The sequence below is a fragment of the Anaerococcus nagyae genome, assembly GCF_017874535.1.
Classification (GTDB): Bacteria; Bacillota; Clostridia; order Tissierellales; family Peptoniphilaceae; genus Anaerococcus; species Anaerococcus nagyae.
Map to the genome: position 1 here is coordinate 43,047 of NZ_JAGGLS010000009.1, position 16,287 is coordinate 59,333.

Genomic DNA, 16,287 nt, shown 5'->3' on the forward strand with positions numbered 1-16,287 from the left:
ATGAAGTCATTAGTATTACTTAGTGGAGGAGTTGATAGCTCCACGTGTCTAGCTATGGCATTAGATAATAAGGAAGAAGTTATAGCAATTTCAATTGAATATGGACAAAGTCATGGTAAAAGAGAATTACAAGCTGCAAAAGATATAGCAAATTATTATAAGGTAGATCATAGGATAATTGATCTATCTAATATATTTAATGCATCAAAATCATCGCTTAATAAGAATAATAACTTAGAGGTTAGCAAGGGAGACTATGCTGATCAGGAAAATATAAATACCGAAGTAGAATTTAGAAATGGGGTATTTTTAACTGTAATGGCATCTTTAGCTCTACAATTTGACGCTAATAAGATTTATTATGGAGCCCATTTAGACGATAGCGGAGCCATTTATGCAGATACTTCTGAAGAGTTTATAGACTCTATAACAAGGACTATAGATATAGGGACTAGATCAAAGGTAGAAGTAGTTACTCCTTTTAGAAATAAAAGAAAAGAAGATATAGTTAGAACTGGTTTAAAATTAAATCTTCCTTATGAGTTAACTTATAGTTGCTATGTTGGCGGTGATGAGCCTTGTGGTGAATGTGGAACATGTATAGATAGGAAAAAAGCATTTTTAGCTAATGGAATTACAGACGAAAAGTATTTTTAAGTAAAAATAATATGTAATAAGAGCCCGCTATTGATAAATATCAATAGCGGGCTCTTATGCATATAAAATATTTACAAATAGTAAATTCTTCTTATGATTATATTATTTAGAATTTTTAAAATTTAAAGCTTAATAATTTATTATTTATATTATTATAGCTTTAATAATAAATAAAAGTGTACTATAATATTGGTTTATATCAGTCTATATTATTTATTAAATTTTAAACTTTCGTATGAAGTTCTATAAATTTTTTTGGCAATCTGGGCAGATACCTGTGAATTCAAAGTTGTGTCCTTTTATTATAAATCCAGTCTCTTTCTCTATAATATTCTCTAGATTATGAACTGGACAATTTTCTATTACAAACTTTTTGTGGCAATTATTGCAAGTTATAAAGTGCTTGTGATCCTCGTTATTTAGCTGATAAAAACTTACTCCGTCAATCGTAGATTTTAAAAGAACATTTTTTTCTTCAAGTAAATTTAAATTTCTGTAAACTGTAGATAAATCTATATAAAAGTTTTTACTAAGTTTATTGTGAATTTCTTCAGCTGCTAGCGGATTATTTTCTTTTTCTAAAATTTCTAATATTAATTTTCTTTGTTTTGTGACTTTTAAATTCTTATCTTTTAATATTTGGTTAATACTCATTATTACCTCTTAAATAATATTATACAATTATTTGACAGAGAAAAAAATTATTATATAATTATAGATGCAAATCATTTGCATCTATATAAGGAGGAATTATGAAAAAACAAAATATAGCATTAATTTTAGCACTATCAGCTACTTTAGCTGCTTGTGGTAATTCAAATCAAAATCAAGATACAGATAAGGCAGCTACTAACCAAAAGCAAGAAGAAGTAAATACAGAAAATAGCGATAACAAGCAAGATAATGATATAGAAAAAGAAGATAGCAACATAGATAATGAAGATAAAGATACAGAAAATAATGAAAGTAAACAAGTAGTATACACTTCATTTTATCCTATATATAACTTAACAAAACAAATTGCTGGAGATAAAATGGATGTCAAAGCTTTCACTAATTTAAAAACTGAAAGTCATGGTTGGGAACCATCAGCAAAAGACATGGCAGACTTATCTGCTTCTAATATCATGTTTATAAATGGCGCAGGAATGGAAGAGTGGGAAGAATCTGTTGAAGATTCATCAGATGTTGATTTAATTAACACTAGTGAAAATATAGATTTAATTAAAGCATCAGATGAAGATCATGATCACGAACATGAGGATGCTGATGGTGACCATGATGAAAGTGAACATGTAGATGCTGATCACGAACATGTAGATGCTGATCACGAACATGAAGATGCTGGTCATGATCACGAAGAAAGTGAAGAACATCACCATCATCATGGAATGTATGACCCACACATTTGGCTTTCACCAGTAAATGGTAAAGAACAAGCTAAAGTCATTGCAGATAAATTAGCAGAAATAGATCCAGATAATAAAGATTATTACATGGATAATTACAAAAAAATTGAAAAAGAACTTGAGGATATGATTGATGAGTATAAAGAAAAATTTGATGGAGTAGATAATAAGGACTTCATGGTAACTCATAAAGCATTTTCATATTTAGCACGTGATTTTGGTCTTAATCAAATGGCACTTACAGGTTTAATGTCAACAGGTGAAGTTAATCCAGATGTATTAAAAGATGCAGTTAATGATGCTAAAAATTCAAATATTAATACCATCTTTTATGAAATGGGAGGATCTGACAAACAAGCAAAGATCTTAGCAGATGAAATAAAGGGAGATGTAGCTCCTCTAAATACTATGGAGTATGCAACTGACGAAGACTTAGATAATGATATAAGCTATCAAGACCTTGTAAAAGCTAATCTAGAAGCCTTATATCAATCAATGTCTAAATAATGAATATACTAGAAATAAATAATTTAAGTTTTTCTTATGATAAAAGTCCTATTTTAGAAAATATAAATTTAACTATCAAAGAAGGTGAATTTGTTACTATAAGCGGAGCTAATGGATCTGGTAAATCTACTTTGATAAAATTAATATTAGGTCAATTAAAAGCAAATAATGGATATATAAAATTATTTAATGATCCACTTGAAAAATTCACTGATTTTGAAAAAATTGGCTATGTACCGCAAATTAGAGAAGCATCAGGACTTTCTTTCCCTATAACTAGTCGTGAATATGTAGTTTTAAATTTGTATAATAGCTTTAATAAATTTAATAGACCTACAAAAGATAACTGGCTTATGGTGGATAGTGTATTAAAATCGCTTAATATCAAAGAGCTTAGGGACATTCCTATAAATAAGCTTTCAGGAGGACAAGCTCAAAGAGTTATGATAGCTAGAGCTCTTGTTAATAATCCGGAGTTTCTAATACTTGATGAGCCTACTGTGGGTATTGATAAAAAAAGTAAGGATGATTTGATTAAACTGCTCATACACGTAAACCAAAATTATCACAAGAGTATATTAATGATTAGCCATGAAAGTGACTTTAATAAAAAGCTTGGAGCAAAAAATGTAGAGCTAAAGGATGGTGAATTAAAATATGCTTGAATTTGACTTTATGAGACGCTCTCTTTTAGTAGGACTTATGATAGCTCTTATTATCCCAATGATTGGGGTGATAATGGTAAATAGAAAAACGTCTATGATTGGTGATGCTCTTAGTCATAGCTCTCTAGCAGGGATTGGATTTGGCCTTATAATAGGGATAAATCCAATCTGGACTTCACTTTTAGTTTGCATACTAGCAAGCTTTGCAATAGAGTTAATCAGATCAAAGTTTAAAAACTATGGTGATATGGCCACAGCACTTGTAATGAGTACAGGAATTGGTATTGCAGCTATACTCTCTGACTACACGCCAGGAGGAACAACTTTTGAATCCTTTATGTTTGGATCAATAGCTACAGTTAGCAGAGAAGATGTAATAATAGTAGGAATTATTTTTATTATTGTGTCATTAATCTCCTTTTATTTTTATTATGCACTATTATATAATTCAATAAATCCAACTATGGCTAGACTTGCTGGTGTAAAAATAAATACAATTAATAATATATTTACATTTATTACAGCAGTTACTGTAGCCATATCTTCAAAAACTGTAGGTGCTTTAATGATTACTTCTTTAATGACAATACCTGTTGCTTTATCTTTGCTTTTAGCAAGGTCTTATAAAAGTACTTATAAGTTATCTTTGATATTTTCAGTAATATTTACTATGATAGGAATAAGTGCTAGCTATTATATAGGTATAAAGCCAGGTGGAGCTATAGTATTGGTAGGGATAGGATTTTTGATTATAGTTAGCATAATACTTGCTATAAAAAATAATTTAATAAAAAACAAACATTCAAAGTAGGTTAATAGCCTACTTTTTTTCTATGTTATAATTAAGATAGGAAAGAGAGATAATATGAAAATAATTTTATCACCAGCAAAAAGTTTTAAGGAAAATAAAGGTTTTAAGACAGAAGACCTTTTATTTGAAGAAAAAACAAAAATCTTAGTAGATAAATTTAAAAAATATACCATGAATGAAATGGGCAATCTAAATCGAACCAACGATAAGCTAACAGAAAAAGCTTATTACGATTATCAAGAATTTAATTTTGATCATCTAAATAACCCAGCAATTTTTGCCTATGATGGCTTAGTTTTTAAACAGTTTTCTAGTAAAGATTTTAAAGATTTAGACTATCTTAATGATCATGTATATATAATTTCAGCCTTATATGGATTACTAAAACCATTAACTGGAATATCTGACTATAGACTATATTTTGATAATTCTGATATAAATTTATATGAATTTTGGGGGCGAGATTTGTATGATGAGTTATTTAAAGATGATGAATTAGTAATAAATTTAGCTAGTAAAGAATACACTAAAACTATTAGACCATTTCTTAAAGATAAGGATAAGTTTTTAAGCTTAAGCTTTAAAGACAATAAGGATGGTAAACTTAGATCTTATACAGCATGGATGAAGCAGGCTAGAGGTCAAATGCTAAAAGAAATAATTACGAAAAAAGTTGAAAATGTAGAAGAAATAAAAAAACTTAGTGTAAATGATTATAAGTATGATCCTTATAACTCAACTGAAAGTGAATATGTGTACATTAGGAGTCATTCATGAGACTACTTCATTTATCAGATTTACATTTAGGAAAATACATAGGAAATTACTCACTTATAGAAGATCAAAAGTATGCCTTAAATCAGATAATAGATATTATAGATAGGGAGAAAATTGATGCAGTTATGATAGCCGGAGATATTTTTGATAATTCAATTGCAAGTGTAGATGCCCTAAAGTTATATTCAGATTTTATAGATGAAATAATTTTTAAAAGACAAAAGCCTGTTCTCGCTATAAGCGGAAACCATGATTCAGCAAAAAGGCTTGATATTAATACGAACTTTTTCACTGAACGCAATTATCATATATTCGGGGAATACAAGGATGAAATAGTCAGTTTAGAGGATGAATATGGTAAGATTAACTTTCACTTAATTCCCTATATTTCATTAAATCACGCGAAAATTTTATTTGATGAGAATATAGAAAATTTTACAGACCTTTATAAGTTTCTATTAAAAGATAAAACTTATGAAGATAGAAATATTCTTATTACTCATTGCTATGCAAACAATATAGGTATAGAAGAGAGTGATGAATACAATGAAGGGCAAAAACCTTTAATAATTGGTGGTTCAGACGCTATGGATGGACACTTATTTATGAGATTTGATTATGTAGCCCTAGGACATTTACATGGTAAACATTATGTTATAGATCCTAAAATTAGGTATGCTGGTACATTTATGCCATATTCCTTTGATGAAACTAAAGCTTGTAAGAGTGTAACTGTTGTTGATATTACAGATCAAGTTAAGACTTATGACATAGGCATAAAGCCTTTAAGAGATTTTAAAACTATTGAGGAAAAATTTGATCAAATAGTAAAAATGAATGCAAGTGATGATTATATAAAGTTTATACTAGAAGATGAACATACAATTGATAATGCCATGGGTAAACTTAAAGAAAAATTTCCTCATGCCGTTCAAGTAACTTATAAAGATAGAGGAATATTTAATTCACCTAGTGGTTTGGATTTAGATTTGGAAAATAAAAATTCTTTAGACTTATTTAAGGAATTTTACAAATATAAGATGGATGAAGAATTGAGTAAAGAAGAACTTTCTGTCATAGAGAGGATTATAAAATGAAGCCTATCAAGTTAGAATTTAGAGGCTTTATCACATATAAAGAGAAAATTGAAATAGATTTTACTAAACTTTATCATAAGAAAATATTTATTATTTCTGGAGATACAGGGTCAGGCAAAACTAGCTTATTTGATGCTATTAGTTTTGCCTTATATGGAAAAACCTCAAGGGATATACCTATGGAAAAATTAAGGTCAGACTTTTTGACTCCAGAGGATTATTATACATATGTAAAGTTTTATTTTGAAGTAGACGGTAAATACTATGAAATAGAAAGAATTCCAACGCAAATAGCAAGAAAATCCAAGTCTAATCAAAAGATAAGTCATAGTGCAAGCCTTTATGACACCAGCAATGAAAAAACTCTTATAGCTGAAAAAATAAATGATGTAGAAAAAGAGATAAAAAATATAGTTGGTTTAGATAAAGATCAATTTACTAAGGTTATGCTATTAGCACAGGGAGAATTTCAGCAATTTCTAAATGCTAGTTCTAAAGAGCGAACTGAACTTTTAGGTAAGATTTTTAGAACTGATAAGTATAAAACTATCCAAGAAATAATTAAGGAAAAGTCTCTTGATAGTAAAAAAGAATTAAAATATATAGATAAGAATTTGGAAAATGAGATTAATAAAGATGAGGAAATAAACGAAGCTATAGATAGCGGTGAGAAAATAAATCATGAATTTAAAATTATAAAAGAAAAGATAGGAAAAATAAATAATAATTATAAAAATAATTTGAAAGAAAAACAATCTTCCTATAAGTATACGAATAAATCCTACACTGCATTGATCGAACAAAAGGAAAAATGCAAGAGCATAAATACTAATATTATTAAATTTCAAAAAGTAAGAGAGGATTTAATAGAATTAGAAAAAGAGGAAGATTACTATATAGATCTTAAAGAAAAAAAAGATAAAGCTAATTTTGCAAAAAATATAGAGTTTATAGAAAATAATTTAGATAGAAATAAGTTAGACTTACAAGAAAGTAATAAACTTTTAGAAAGTTCTCGTAAACTCTTAAAAGAGATTGAAGATGATATTCTAAAAAGTTATAAGGATTATTCTCTTGTAGATGAAAAAAGTTTAAAATTGGATGAGCTTAAAATTTATAAAACTAAAATAAATGAATCTATAAATAAATTAGATCAATTTAAGCAAAAAGAAAAAGAATATTTTCAAATTGAAAGGTATTTACAGCAAGCAGAAAAAATAGATAGAGAGATTGAAATTTTAAAAGAATATTTAGAAAATAATCGCAAGAATCTTTATGAAGTAAATAATAATATAGATGATAAAAGAAATACGATCCTGTCAACAGAAAAAGAATTATCTTCTCTTTTAGATAGACAAAGAGAAATAAATATGGAAATAGATAATTTTGAGAAAAATGAGAAGCTTAGAGAAAAAATAAATAATAATGATACTATAATTGCTAAAAAGAAAAGAGAAGAATCTAAATTATTAGTAAAGATAGATTTATATGAGCAAAACAAAAGAATAATTGCTATAAATAATCTAATAGATGAACTAAATGAAACAGGAAAGTGTCCAATTTGTGGAGATACACATGAATATCATTTTGAAAAAATAGAGATTAATGATATTGATATTAAAAAAGTCAATAATAATTTAACAGAAATTAATAAGGAGATTACTAAGTTAAGAACTCAAAATCAGCTTTATAAGGAATCTATAAGTAAAACAAGAGATATAAAGGAAATCATAACAGATAAAACAAGCTTGAAAATAAAAATTAGTGATATAAATAAAGAAAAAGAAAGCTTAGAAAAATCGTTAATAGAACTAGAAAAGTTATCTACAAGCAAAAAAGAAAATTTAAATAAGACTAGCTATGAAATTCAAAAAAATCAAAATAAACTGATAGATTTAAAAGAAAAGACTAAGGACTCTGAAAATATTATAAATTACTATCAGTCGAATAAAGATGGTATGAAGAATTTAAATTTTGATAAGTTAAATAAAGATCTAGAAGAGCTTGATAAAAAAATAATGTCTTTAGATACTGAAATAAAAAAAATAATTAAAGGGCACAATGATTTACTTAATCAACAAACCAAAATTAAAACAGAGATTTCTAATTATAAAAAAAATATTATTAAGACTTGTGAAAATATTGAGTATTTGAAAGTTGATTTAGAAAAAAAGATTAATGAAAAGTTTACAAGCTATGATGAGTATAGGTCATATCTTGATATTTATATGGAAATTAAGAGTAAAGATCAATTAATTAATAGTTATTTTAATAAATTAAATGAATTAAGAATTACTTATAAAAACTTAGAACAATATGAAGATAAAAAATTGGTTGACTTAGAGCATATAGATAGTCAAATTAAGGTTAAATCAGATTCTATAAAGCTACTTAATGAGGAAATTTCAAATATTAAAGTCAAAATCATTTCAATAAATGAGATTTTCGCTAATATTGAAAATCTAAATTATAGATATGAAAAATTATCAGATGAGAGTGTAATCCTTGATAAACTATCTGAAATTGCAAATGGAGCTATAGGTAAGGTAGCTGGCAGACAAAAAGTTGATTTTCAAACATTTGTATTAAGCTATTACTTTGATAGGATCTTAAATTATGCAAATAAGAGGTTACTTCAAATGTCAAATGGTCAATTCAGTATGGAGCGTAGTTCAGAAGGGAAAAATCTTAAATCTCAGTCAGGTTTAGATATAGAGATTTTGGATGCTAATACTGGCAAGACTCGCCCAGCATCAACTCTTTCTGGAGGGGAATCATTTTTAGCCTCCCTATCACTTGCTTTAGGATTATCAGATGAAATATCTGCAGAAAATGGTGGTATTACAATTGATACTATATTTATAGACGAAGGCTTTGGAACTTTATCTGATGAGTACCTAGCAAAAGTAATTGAACAAATGGAAAGACTTTCATACGATAACAAATTCGTAGGTCTAATAAGCCATGTAAGTGAACTAAAAGAGGCTATAGATGGGAAAATTTTAGTAAAATATAGCCAAGATAAGGGAAGCAATATAGAGGTAATAGCATGATTACTACAATTATTTCAAGATCTCCTAGTGCTAATAGCAAATATATTTATAAAAAAATAGAAGAAAATTTAGATAATAAAGAAAAGGCGTTTTTAATTGTACCTGAACAATATACCTTACAATCTGATATCAATCTTATGGAGAATATCTCTTATAATACTGTTATGGATGCTAAGGTGCTATCATTTTCATCCCTTTCTAGACATATTATTGATAAGACCGGAGGGCTTTCTGATAACATTTTAAGTAAAAGTGGAAAAATTATACTTTTATCTAATATTCTTAGAGATATAAATGATGATCTTACTTTGTTTAAGGGAAAGAGTCACAACATCGACTTTATAAATGACATAGAATCTTTTATTACTGATATAAAGGACAACAAATTTGATGAAGAGTTTTTTAAAACGATAGATAAAGACTTAGATGATGAGATACTTAAGCTAAAGTTTAGAGAAACAAAGCTCATTTATGATGCTTATCAAAAGGAAATAGCCGATAAATATCTCGATACTGAAGATAGGTTAAATCAAGTTATTACTAGACTTTCTTATTGTGACTTTTTAAAAGGAGCTAATTTTTACTTTGATAAATTTGATTATATTTCTGATATCAAAATGGATTTTATAGGGGAACTCTTAAGACTAGGTTCCAATATCAACGTAGCCTTAACTCTTGATAAAACATTTATAAATAATCCTATGGCAAAGGATTTAGAAATATATGATATGGCTAATAAGTTTTACTATAGACTTAGTGATCTTGATAAAATCAAGGAAATAAATCTAAACGCATCTTTAAATAAAAATGAAGATATAAATCACTTGTGTTCAAATTACGAGAGATATAATCCAAGTTTTTATAGAATGAAACCAGCCAATATTCATGTTTTAGAGTCTATTTCTTCTAAAACAGAAGTAGAAAATATTGCTTTAATAATTAATAAACTAATCTATGAAAAAAATATTAGATATAAGGATATAGCTATATATATTTCTGATGAAAGGCAATACGAAAATGAAATAAGTAAGGTATTTAATAGGTATAATTTACCTGTATTTATGGATAAGACTAATAAACTATCTGATAATCACATAGTAAAAACTTGGCTTGCAGCTCTTAGACTTATTATTTATGGCTTTAATAGCCATGATTTAAGTTATTTTTTAAGGTCGAATATATTTGATTTTGGAGAAAATTCTGTTGATAAAATTATAATATTTCAAAATTATATTATAAGCAGAAAAATAAAAGGAGATATGTTCAAAGAAGATAAGTATTTTGAGCTTGATATAGATTATTACAAAAATCTCTATAAGGATGATCCATCTGGAGATGAAAAGTTAATATATAAAATAAATGAAGAAAAAATAGTAAATGATATAAGAAAAAAGATACTAAAACTTTTAGATCCATTATTGTATATTGATAAAGAAAATTCTAAAACTTATGATATGGTTATTGCAATTTATGCTATGATAGCTAATTCTAGTTTTATTAAAGGTATCAATAATTATCAGAATATTCTCCTAGAAGAAGGAGATCTTGATAATTATAATGAAAATGATCAAGTTTGGGATAAATTTATATCTATCTTGGAAGAATTAGCAAGTCTTATGGGCGATAGAAAATCTTCTTTAAAGTCAATTTATAATACAATAAAAGCTACTGCAGATGATGTGGATATAGGGATTATACCACCTACTAAAGATCATATTATTATAACTAATTTTAGAAGACCTAGGGTGTCACAAAGACCTATTAATTTTGCTTTGGGTCTAAATGATACGTTTTTTCCATCTAAGTCTAAGAGAGATTTTTTATTAGGTAAAGATGAAAAAGACAAACTAACTAATATAAATCTAGACCTTAAAATTTATGAAGAAGATTTAGAAGAAAGAGAAAAGCTCAACCTATATAAGATGATAAGTAGTAGTGAAAAGATATATTTTTCTTTTGCCTTAAGCGATAAAGATGGATCAGCAATAAATAAATCTGTCGTTTTAAATGGGATCCTTAGGATATTTCCAAACTTAAAAATAACAGATCTTACAAGTATTCCTTTATCAGAAATGATGTATTCTAGAGAACTTTCTCAAAAACATAGCTTGGAAGTTTTATGGAAGATTCACAAAGGGGAAGAAGTAGAAAGACAAGATATTGATTTTACCAAGTCCTATATATCTTATCTAAAAGATTACGGAGATTTTGAAATTATATTAGCTGGGATTTATTATACCAATAATAAAAATAGTATCGATCAAAGTTTGGCTAAGTCCTTATATCCTAAAAATCACTTTAACGTAACGGAGATAGAGACTTATTCTAAATGTCCTTATAGATATTTTGTAAACTTTGGCATAAAGCCATATTATGATGAAAATTATGACGTAGATGCCAGAGAGTTAGGGTCTATAGTTCATAATTCATTAGAAGATGTATCAAGACTTATAAAAGATAGTAATTTAGATGAAATAACTAACCAAGAACTTGATAAATTAATTGCTCAAAATTTTAATTCTAGTATCAATAATTACTTAGATAAAACCCGTAGGGATGATCCTCGTAATCAATTTATACTAAGTAATTTAGCTAAAAATACAAAAAATAATTCAAAGGAAGTTATAAGCCAACTTAAAAAGGGAGAATTTAATGTTTTAGATGTAGAAATAGATTTTGGTTATAATAAAGAAAATAGTTTGCCAGGGGTATACGTAGATGATGAAAACTATTTAATAGGAAGAATTGATAGGATTGATAGAGCTGGTAACTATCTTAGGATTGTAGACTATAAAACAGGCAAGAAGGTTTTTAAGATAGTAAATATACTAAATGGACTAGACTTGCAATTATTAGTTTACATGATGAGTGCTAAAGCAATGAGTGATGGTATCATTCCAGTAGGATCATTCTATATGCCACTTTCTGATGAATTAGAAAAGATGGATGATACTTATGATAAATCTAATATAGAAAAAATTTATGAAGACAAATTTAGGATGAACGGTCTAATAATAAAAGTAAATGAGGAGGTTTTTAGGCTAATAGATAAAGATAACTTTGATAATAAAAATATTGGTGTAATTGATAGGAGAAATACAAATATTTTAACTATTGAGGAAGAAGATCTTATCAATAATTTTGCAAAAAATCTTGTAAGTAAATATATAAAAGAAATAAAAATGGGCAATATTAAGCTTAATCCTATTAGATATAGCGAAAGTCAAAATGAATGCCAATATTGTGACTTTAGGGGCATTTGTAAGTTTGATGAGAGCATTGATAGCGATAAGTATAGAGATTTTGATAAGAGTAAAGCAATCACTGATCTTTATAAAAATGAGGAGGATATAGATGGCTGATATAATTTACACAGCTAGCCAAAAGAGAGCTATAAAAGAAAGAGGAAAAAATATAATTATATCCGCCGCTGCAGGATCTGGGAAAACTAGGGTATTGGTAGATAGGGTTATCGATCTTATATTAACTGAAAAAGTTGATGTGGATAAGATGATTATAGTTACCTTCACCAACAAAGCATCTATAGAGATGAAAGATAGGATAAGATCTGCTATAGAAAGAGAAATAGAAAATGATCCTTCAAATAAGTTTTTAAAGGATCAGCTTAAATTGTTAAAGCATGCTCATATTCAGACACTTCATGCCTTTGCTTCTGACATGCTTAGGGAATATTTTTATTACTTTGATAATCTAAGTCCAAATTTCACAGTGATAAGTGATAATGAAAATGTAATTTTAAAAGAGGAAGCTATTGATGAAGTTTTTTATGAAGAATATAAAAAAGCAGATCAAGATTTTCATAACTTCATTCATAATTTTGCCACAAGTAGGAGTGATAGAGAAGCTAAATCTATTGTCCTAAAAACTTACGATAAGATTACATCTGAAATAAGTCCAATTAGATGGCTAGATGAGAAAACAAAGAATCCTTTTGATTTTAATACTTTTAAAGATATGATAAGACAACGCATTGATCTGCTTTTAGAAGATATAAGAAAAAATAGGTCTTTAGTTTTTGACAATAACATGCGTGATAAATATACAGAAATGATCGAGGGAGATTTTAGCTTAGTAAATGAACTTAATAATTTAATATATACTGATTGGGATTTATTTATAGAAAAAATAAAAAAAGCTAAATTTTCTACAATGGTAAGAGCTAGAAAAGATGAAAAAGATATTCAATCAATTATTAAAGCAAATAGAGATTTGTATAAAAAAGAATTATCCAATATTTCTTCATTAGTACTAAATACAAGCTCAGATATTATAAGGGAGTTTAGTAAAAAAGAGATAACTGTACTTTCTGAGCTTAACTATCTTACAAAGAGATTTATGAAAAAATATAAGGCGAAAAAATTGGATGGATCCTATCTTGATTTTAATGATATGGAAGAAAAATTCATAAATCTCTTAGAAAATAGAAAAGCGAATTCTATTATAAAGGAAAGATTTCAATACATTTTCTTTGATGAGTATCAAGATAGTAATGAAATTCAAAACTATATTATAGAAAAACTAGCAGGAGAAAATAATTTATTTTTTGTAGGGGATGTCAAGCAATCTATCTATGGATTTAGAAGAGCTGAACCTGAGATATTTTTAAACAAGCTAGATTCTTATGAAAGTAAAGAAAATAAAAATTCTATAAGAATTAATCTTAATGAAAATTTTAGGACTGATAAGGATATAATCAAATTTATTAATTATATTTTTGATAGGATAATGACTAAAGATCAATCAGCAATTGATTATAAAAATGGAGGACATAGGCTAAATCCAACTCAAACTTTTGATAAAAAATATCCTAAATCGGAAATACATATTTTAGATGACAAGCTAAATGAAGAAAATCATATAGCAAATGTCATTGAAAATCTTACAGAAGAAGGCTATGAGTATAGGGATATAGTTATACTTTTAAGAAGTGGATCCAAGTCCTATCTATATGAAAATTCATTGAAATTAGCTAATATACCTTTCTTTAATGATATAAACAAAGTATCATTTAGGGCGACTGAGGTTGCATTTTTTATAAATATACTAAAACTTATAGCTAATCCTAAAGACGATATTACGCTTTTATCAGTTCTAAGAAGTGAAATTTATAATTTTTCTGAAGAAGATATAGCAAATATAAGATTAGCATCAAATGATATTAGATTTTATCAAGCATTTGAAAATTATAATGAAAACAATGGCTTATTAAATAAAATAAATGACTTTAAAACTTCCTATGATAATTTCTCCTATCAGTTATCTTTGATGAATCTTTATGAATTTGGAAATTATGTATTTGAAGTATCAAATTTTTATGAGTTTCTTATGGCAAGAGATAGAGGAGGTGATAGGATAGCTAATGTTGAAGCATTTATAGATTTGATGGCAGATTATGAATCCAATAATGATAATGGTCTATATGGTTTTTTGGATTATATAGAAAATCTATCCTTATACCAAACTGATGATATCAATCCTGCCCGTGACTTATCAGAAAACGAAAATTTGGTGAGAATTATGACTATACATAAATCTAAGGGATTAGAATTTCCTGTTGTAATTTTGGCTGATGCAGCTAAGAGATTTAATAATAAGCATCTTAGAGAAAATATTGTATTTGATGATAAAATAGGTATTGGTATAAATGTAGCTGATTATGAAAATAAAGTTAGACTATCCTCGCTTAAAAAAGATTTAATTACTGAGAAGATAACTGTTTTAAATAAAAGAGAAGAGATGAGAGTACTTTACGTTGCCTTGACTCGAGCCATAAATAAGCTTGTAATAGTAGGTAATAGAAACCTTAATACGGTAGATAAACTATATGGCAGAGATGATTATTTAAATATGTCTACTTATATGGATTGGCTTATAGCTGCTATTTCGCAAGATAAGATTTCCATTGATTTATTTGATAAAGATTTAAATTCAGATGAATTAGGAGATATAGCGAGTCTTAAGATAATAAATGAAGAGAATGAATATCAAGATAATAAAAATTATGAGATAGGTAATTTATTAGAGTTAAGCGTTCATGATAAACTTTATGAGAAATTTAAAAATATTTACACAATACCATATGAATATGAATCTGATACTAGAGATTCTATTAAAAAGTCTGTAACAGAAATAACTAAAAATTTTAATCCAGAAGAAGATGGTTATCAAGTGCCATCATATAATAAACTTAATCTAGTGGGGGAATATAGAAAGCCAAACTTTGTATCAGAAAAGCATGAGTATAAGCCAACTGATAGGGGAACTATAATTCATAAAATTTTCCAAGGACTCAATTATCAAAAATACGATAAGAAAAGTTTAAATAGAGCATTTGATAGATTAGTTATAGAAAATAAAATCAAAAGAGATGAACTAGATGTTGTAGAGAATGATAAAATTATAAAGTATTTTAATAATAAAGAAATTATAAGTCTTTATCAAAGCGCAGAAAGTATAAGAAAAGAAGAATCTTTTTTGATGAAATATCAAGATTATTATGTAAACGGTCAAATAGACATAATGTTTGAATTTGCTAATGAAATAGTGCTTTTGGATTTTAAAACAGATACTATAAAAAGAGAAGGCGTATATAATGATCAATTAAAGATTTATAAACAAGCTATAGAAGAGAGTTTAGGAAAAAAAGTAATTAAATCTTATATATATTGGTACAACTTTTCCGAACTAGTAGAAGTAAATAATAATTTTTAAAATTTATTTGAAATATATTTTAAATCGATATACAATTTTTCTAGGCATCGATGTACTAACAAATATTGGAGAATATAAATTGAATTTTTATTTAAAATGTGAATTGGAAAACATCCCTGACTCAGAGTTTATATATATATGAGAAGAGTAGGTGAATATGGACCAGAAAATAAAATATTAATGGAAAGATTTAAAAGTTGGTTAAGGAATAATATTGCATTTGATAAAGACACAACTATACTTTCTATAGCTTTAGATAATCCAGAACTAGTTAGTCCAAGTGAGTGCAGATATGATGTAGGAGTGATTTTTAAAGATGATTTTATAGAAAACGACATAAAAGAAGAAATTTGTTCTAGAAAAATTAGAGGTGGCAAGTATCTAGTATTTTTAATTTCACATACCCAAGAGAGTATACAAAGTATCTGGATAAATTATCATAAAGTATTGATACAGAAAGGATACTCTCAGGATTATAAAAGGCCTATTGTAGAAAGGTATAAAAAAAGTTTAGTCGATAATCACTTATGCGAGCTTTGTGTACCAATAATATAATTAAATATTGATTAAAATCTCATA

General features: G+C 27.1%; 11 protein-coding genes. 10 read left to right on the top strand and 1 reads right to left on the bottom strand.

Translation table 11 applies throughout. The features are described from left to right. The gene (gene queC / locus J2Z39_RS07345) at positions 1-657 is read left to right on the top strand and encodes a 7-cyano-7-deazaguanine synthase QueC (RefSeq protein ID WP_117522088.1); all 657 of its coding nucleotides are present in this window, start codon (positions 1-3) and stop codon (positions 655-657) included. Positions 658-900: 243 nt separating this feature from the next. Here queC and J2Z39_RS07350 read toward each other — a convergent pair whose 3' ends face one another. Further along, positions 901-1,311, bottom strand: coding sequence for a Fur family transcriptional regulator (locus J2Z39_RS07350; protein WP_209814571.1), 411 nt, complete (start codon positions 1,309-1,311; stop codon positions 901-903). 98 nt (positions 1,312-1,409) lie between these two features. On the opposite strand from J2Z39_RS07350, the gene J2Z39_RS07355 reads away from it, so the two are divergent. From J2Z39_RS07355 to J2Z39_RS07395, 9 genes are all read left to right on the top strand, one after another. Then, positions 1,410-2,573: a metal ABC transporter solute-binding protein, Zn/Mn family gene (locus tag J2Z39_RS07355; protein WP_209814572.1), complete on the top strand. Its 1,164-nt coding sequence runs from the start codon at positions 1,410-1,412 to the stop codon at positions 2,571-2,573. Further along, on the top strand, positions 2,573-3,238 hold the full coding sequence (locus J2Z39_RS07360) for a metal ABC transporter ATP-binding protein (protein ID WP_209814573.1): 666 nt from the start codon (positions 2,573-2,575) through the stop codon (positions 3,236-3,238). The genes J2Z39_RS07355 and J2Z39_RS07360 overlap by 1 nt, the downstream gene beginning before the upstream one ends. Continuing rightward, entirely contained in the window at positions 3,231-4,049 is an 819-nt protein-coding gene (locus J2Z39_RS07365; protein WP_117522084.1) for a metal ABC transporter permease, read from the top strand. Before J2Z39_RS07360 ends, J2Z39_RS07365 begins: the two co-directional genes overlap by 8 nt. A 54-nt stretch (positions 4,050-4,103) precedes the next feature. Next, positions 4,104-4,826 carry a YaaA family protein gene (locus J2Z39_RS07370; RefSeq protein ID WP_209814574.1) on the top strand — a complete coding sequence of 241 codons (723 nt, stop codon included), beginning with the start codon at positions 4,104-4,106 and terminating at the stop codon, positions 4,824-4,826. Further along, positions 4,823-5,923 (top strand): exonuclease SbcCD subunit D, encoded by a 1,101-nt coding sequence (locus tag J2Z39_RS07375; protein ID WP_117522082.1) that lies wholly within the window; start codon positions 4,823-4,825, stop codon positions 5,921-5,923. Before J2Z39_RS07370 ends, J2Z39_RS07375 begins: the two co-directional genes overlap by 4 nt. Beyond that, entirely contained in the window at positions 5,920-8,976 is a 3,057-nt protein-coding gene (locus J2Z39_RS07380; protein ID WP_117522081.1) for an AAA family ATPase, read from the top strand. Before J2Z39_RS07375 ends, J2Z39_RS07380 begins: the two co-directional genes overlap by 4 nt. After that, a complete protein-coding gene (locus J2Z39_RS07385; RefSeq protein WP_209814575.1) occupies positions 8,973-12,338 on the top strand; it encodes a PD-(D/E)XK nuclease family protein in 3,366 nt (1,121 codons plus the stop codon). The genes J2Z39_RS07380 and J2Z39_RS07385 overlap by 4 nt, the downstream gene beginning before the upstream one ends. Further along, a complete protein-coding gene (locus J2Z39_RS07390) occupies positions 12,331-15,708 on the top strand; it encodes a UvrD-helicase domain-containing protein (RefSeq protein WP_209814576.1) in 3,378 nt (1,125 codons plus the stop codon). Before J2Z39_RS07385 ends, J2Z39_RS07390 begins: the two co-directional genes overlap by 8 nt. Positions 15,709-15,846: 138 nt before the next feature. Further along, positions 15,847-16,263: a GyrI-like domain-containing protein gene (locus tag J2Z39_RS07395; protein WP_209814577.1), complete on the top strand. Its 417-nt coding sequence runs from the start codon at positions 15,847-15,849 to the stop codon at positions 16,261-16,263. Positions 16,264-16,287 lie beyond the last annotated feature (24 nt).

Coding starts and splice junctions, on each gene's coding strand:
- queC (WP_117522088.1), top strand. CDS start 1: ATGAAGTCATTAGTATTACTTAGTGGAGGAGTTGATAGCTCCACGTGT.
- J2Z39_RS07350 (WP_209814571.1), bottom strand. CDS start 1,311: ATGAGTATTAACCAAATATTAAAAGATAAGAATTTAAAAGTCACAAAA.
- J2Z39_RS07355 (WP_209814572.1), top strand. CDS start 1,410: ATGAAAAAACAAAATATAGCATTAATTTTAGCACTATCAGCTACTTTA.
- J2Z39_RS07360 (WP_209814573.1), top strand. CDS start 2,573: ATGAATATACTAGAAATAAATAATTTAAGTTTTTCTTATGATAAAAGT.
- J2Z39_RS07365 (WP_117522084.1), top strand. CDS start 3,231: ATGCTTGAATTTGACTTTATGAGACGCTCTCTTTTAGTAGGACTTATG.
- J2Z39_RS07370 (WP_209814574.1), top strand. CDS start 4,104: ATGAAAATAATTTTATCACCAGCAAAAAGTTTTAAGGAAAATAAAGGT.
- J2Z39_RS07375 (WP_117522082.1), top strand. CDS start 4,823: ATGAGACTACTTCATTTATCAGATTTACATTTAGGAAAATACATAGGA.
- J2Z39_RS07380 (WP_117522081.1), top strand. CDS start 5,920: ATGAAGCCTATCAAGTTAGAATTTAGAGGCTTTATCACATATAAAGAG.
- J2Z39_RS07385 (WP_209814575.1), top strand. CDS start 8,973: ATGATTACTACAATTATTTCAAGATCTCCTAGTGCTAATAGCAAATAT.
- J2Z39_RS07390 (WP_209814576.1), top strand. CDS start 12,331: ATGGCTGATATAATTTACACAGCTAGCCAAAAGAGAGCTATAAAAGAA.
- J2Z39_RS07395 (WP_209814577.1), top strand. CDS start 15,847: ATGAGAAGAGTAGGTGAATATGGACCAGAAAATAAAATATTAATGGAA.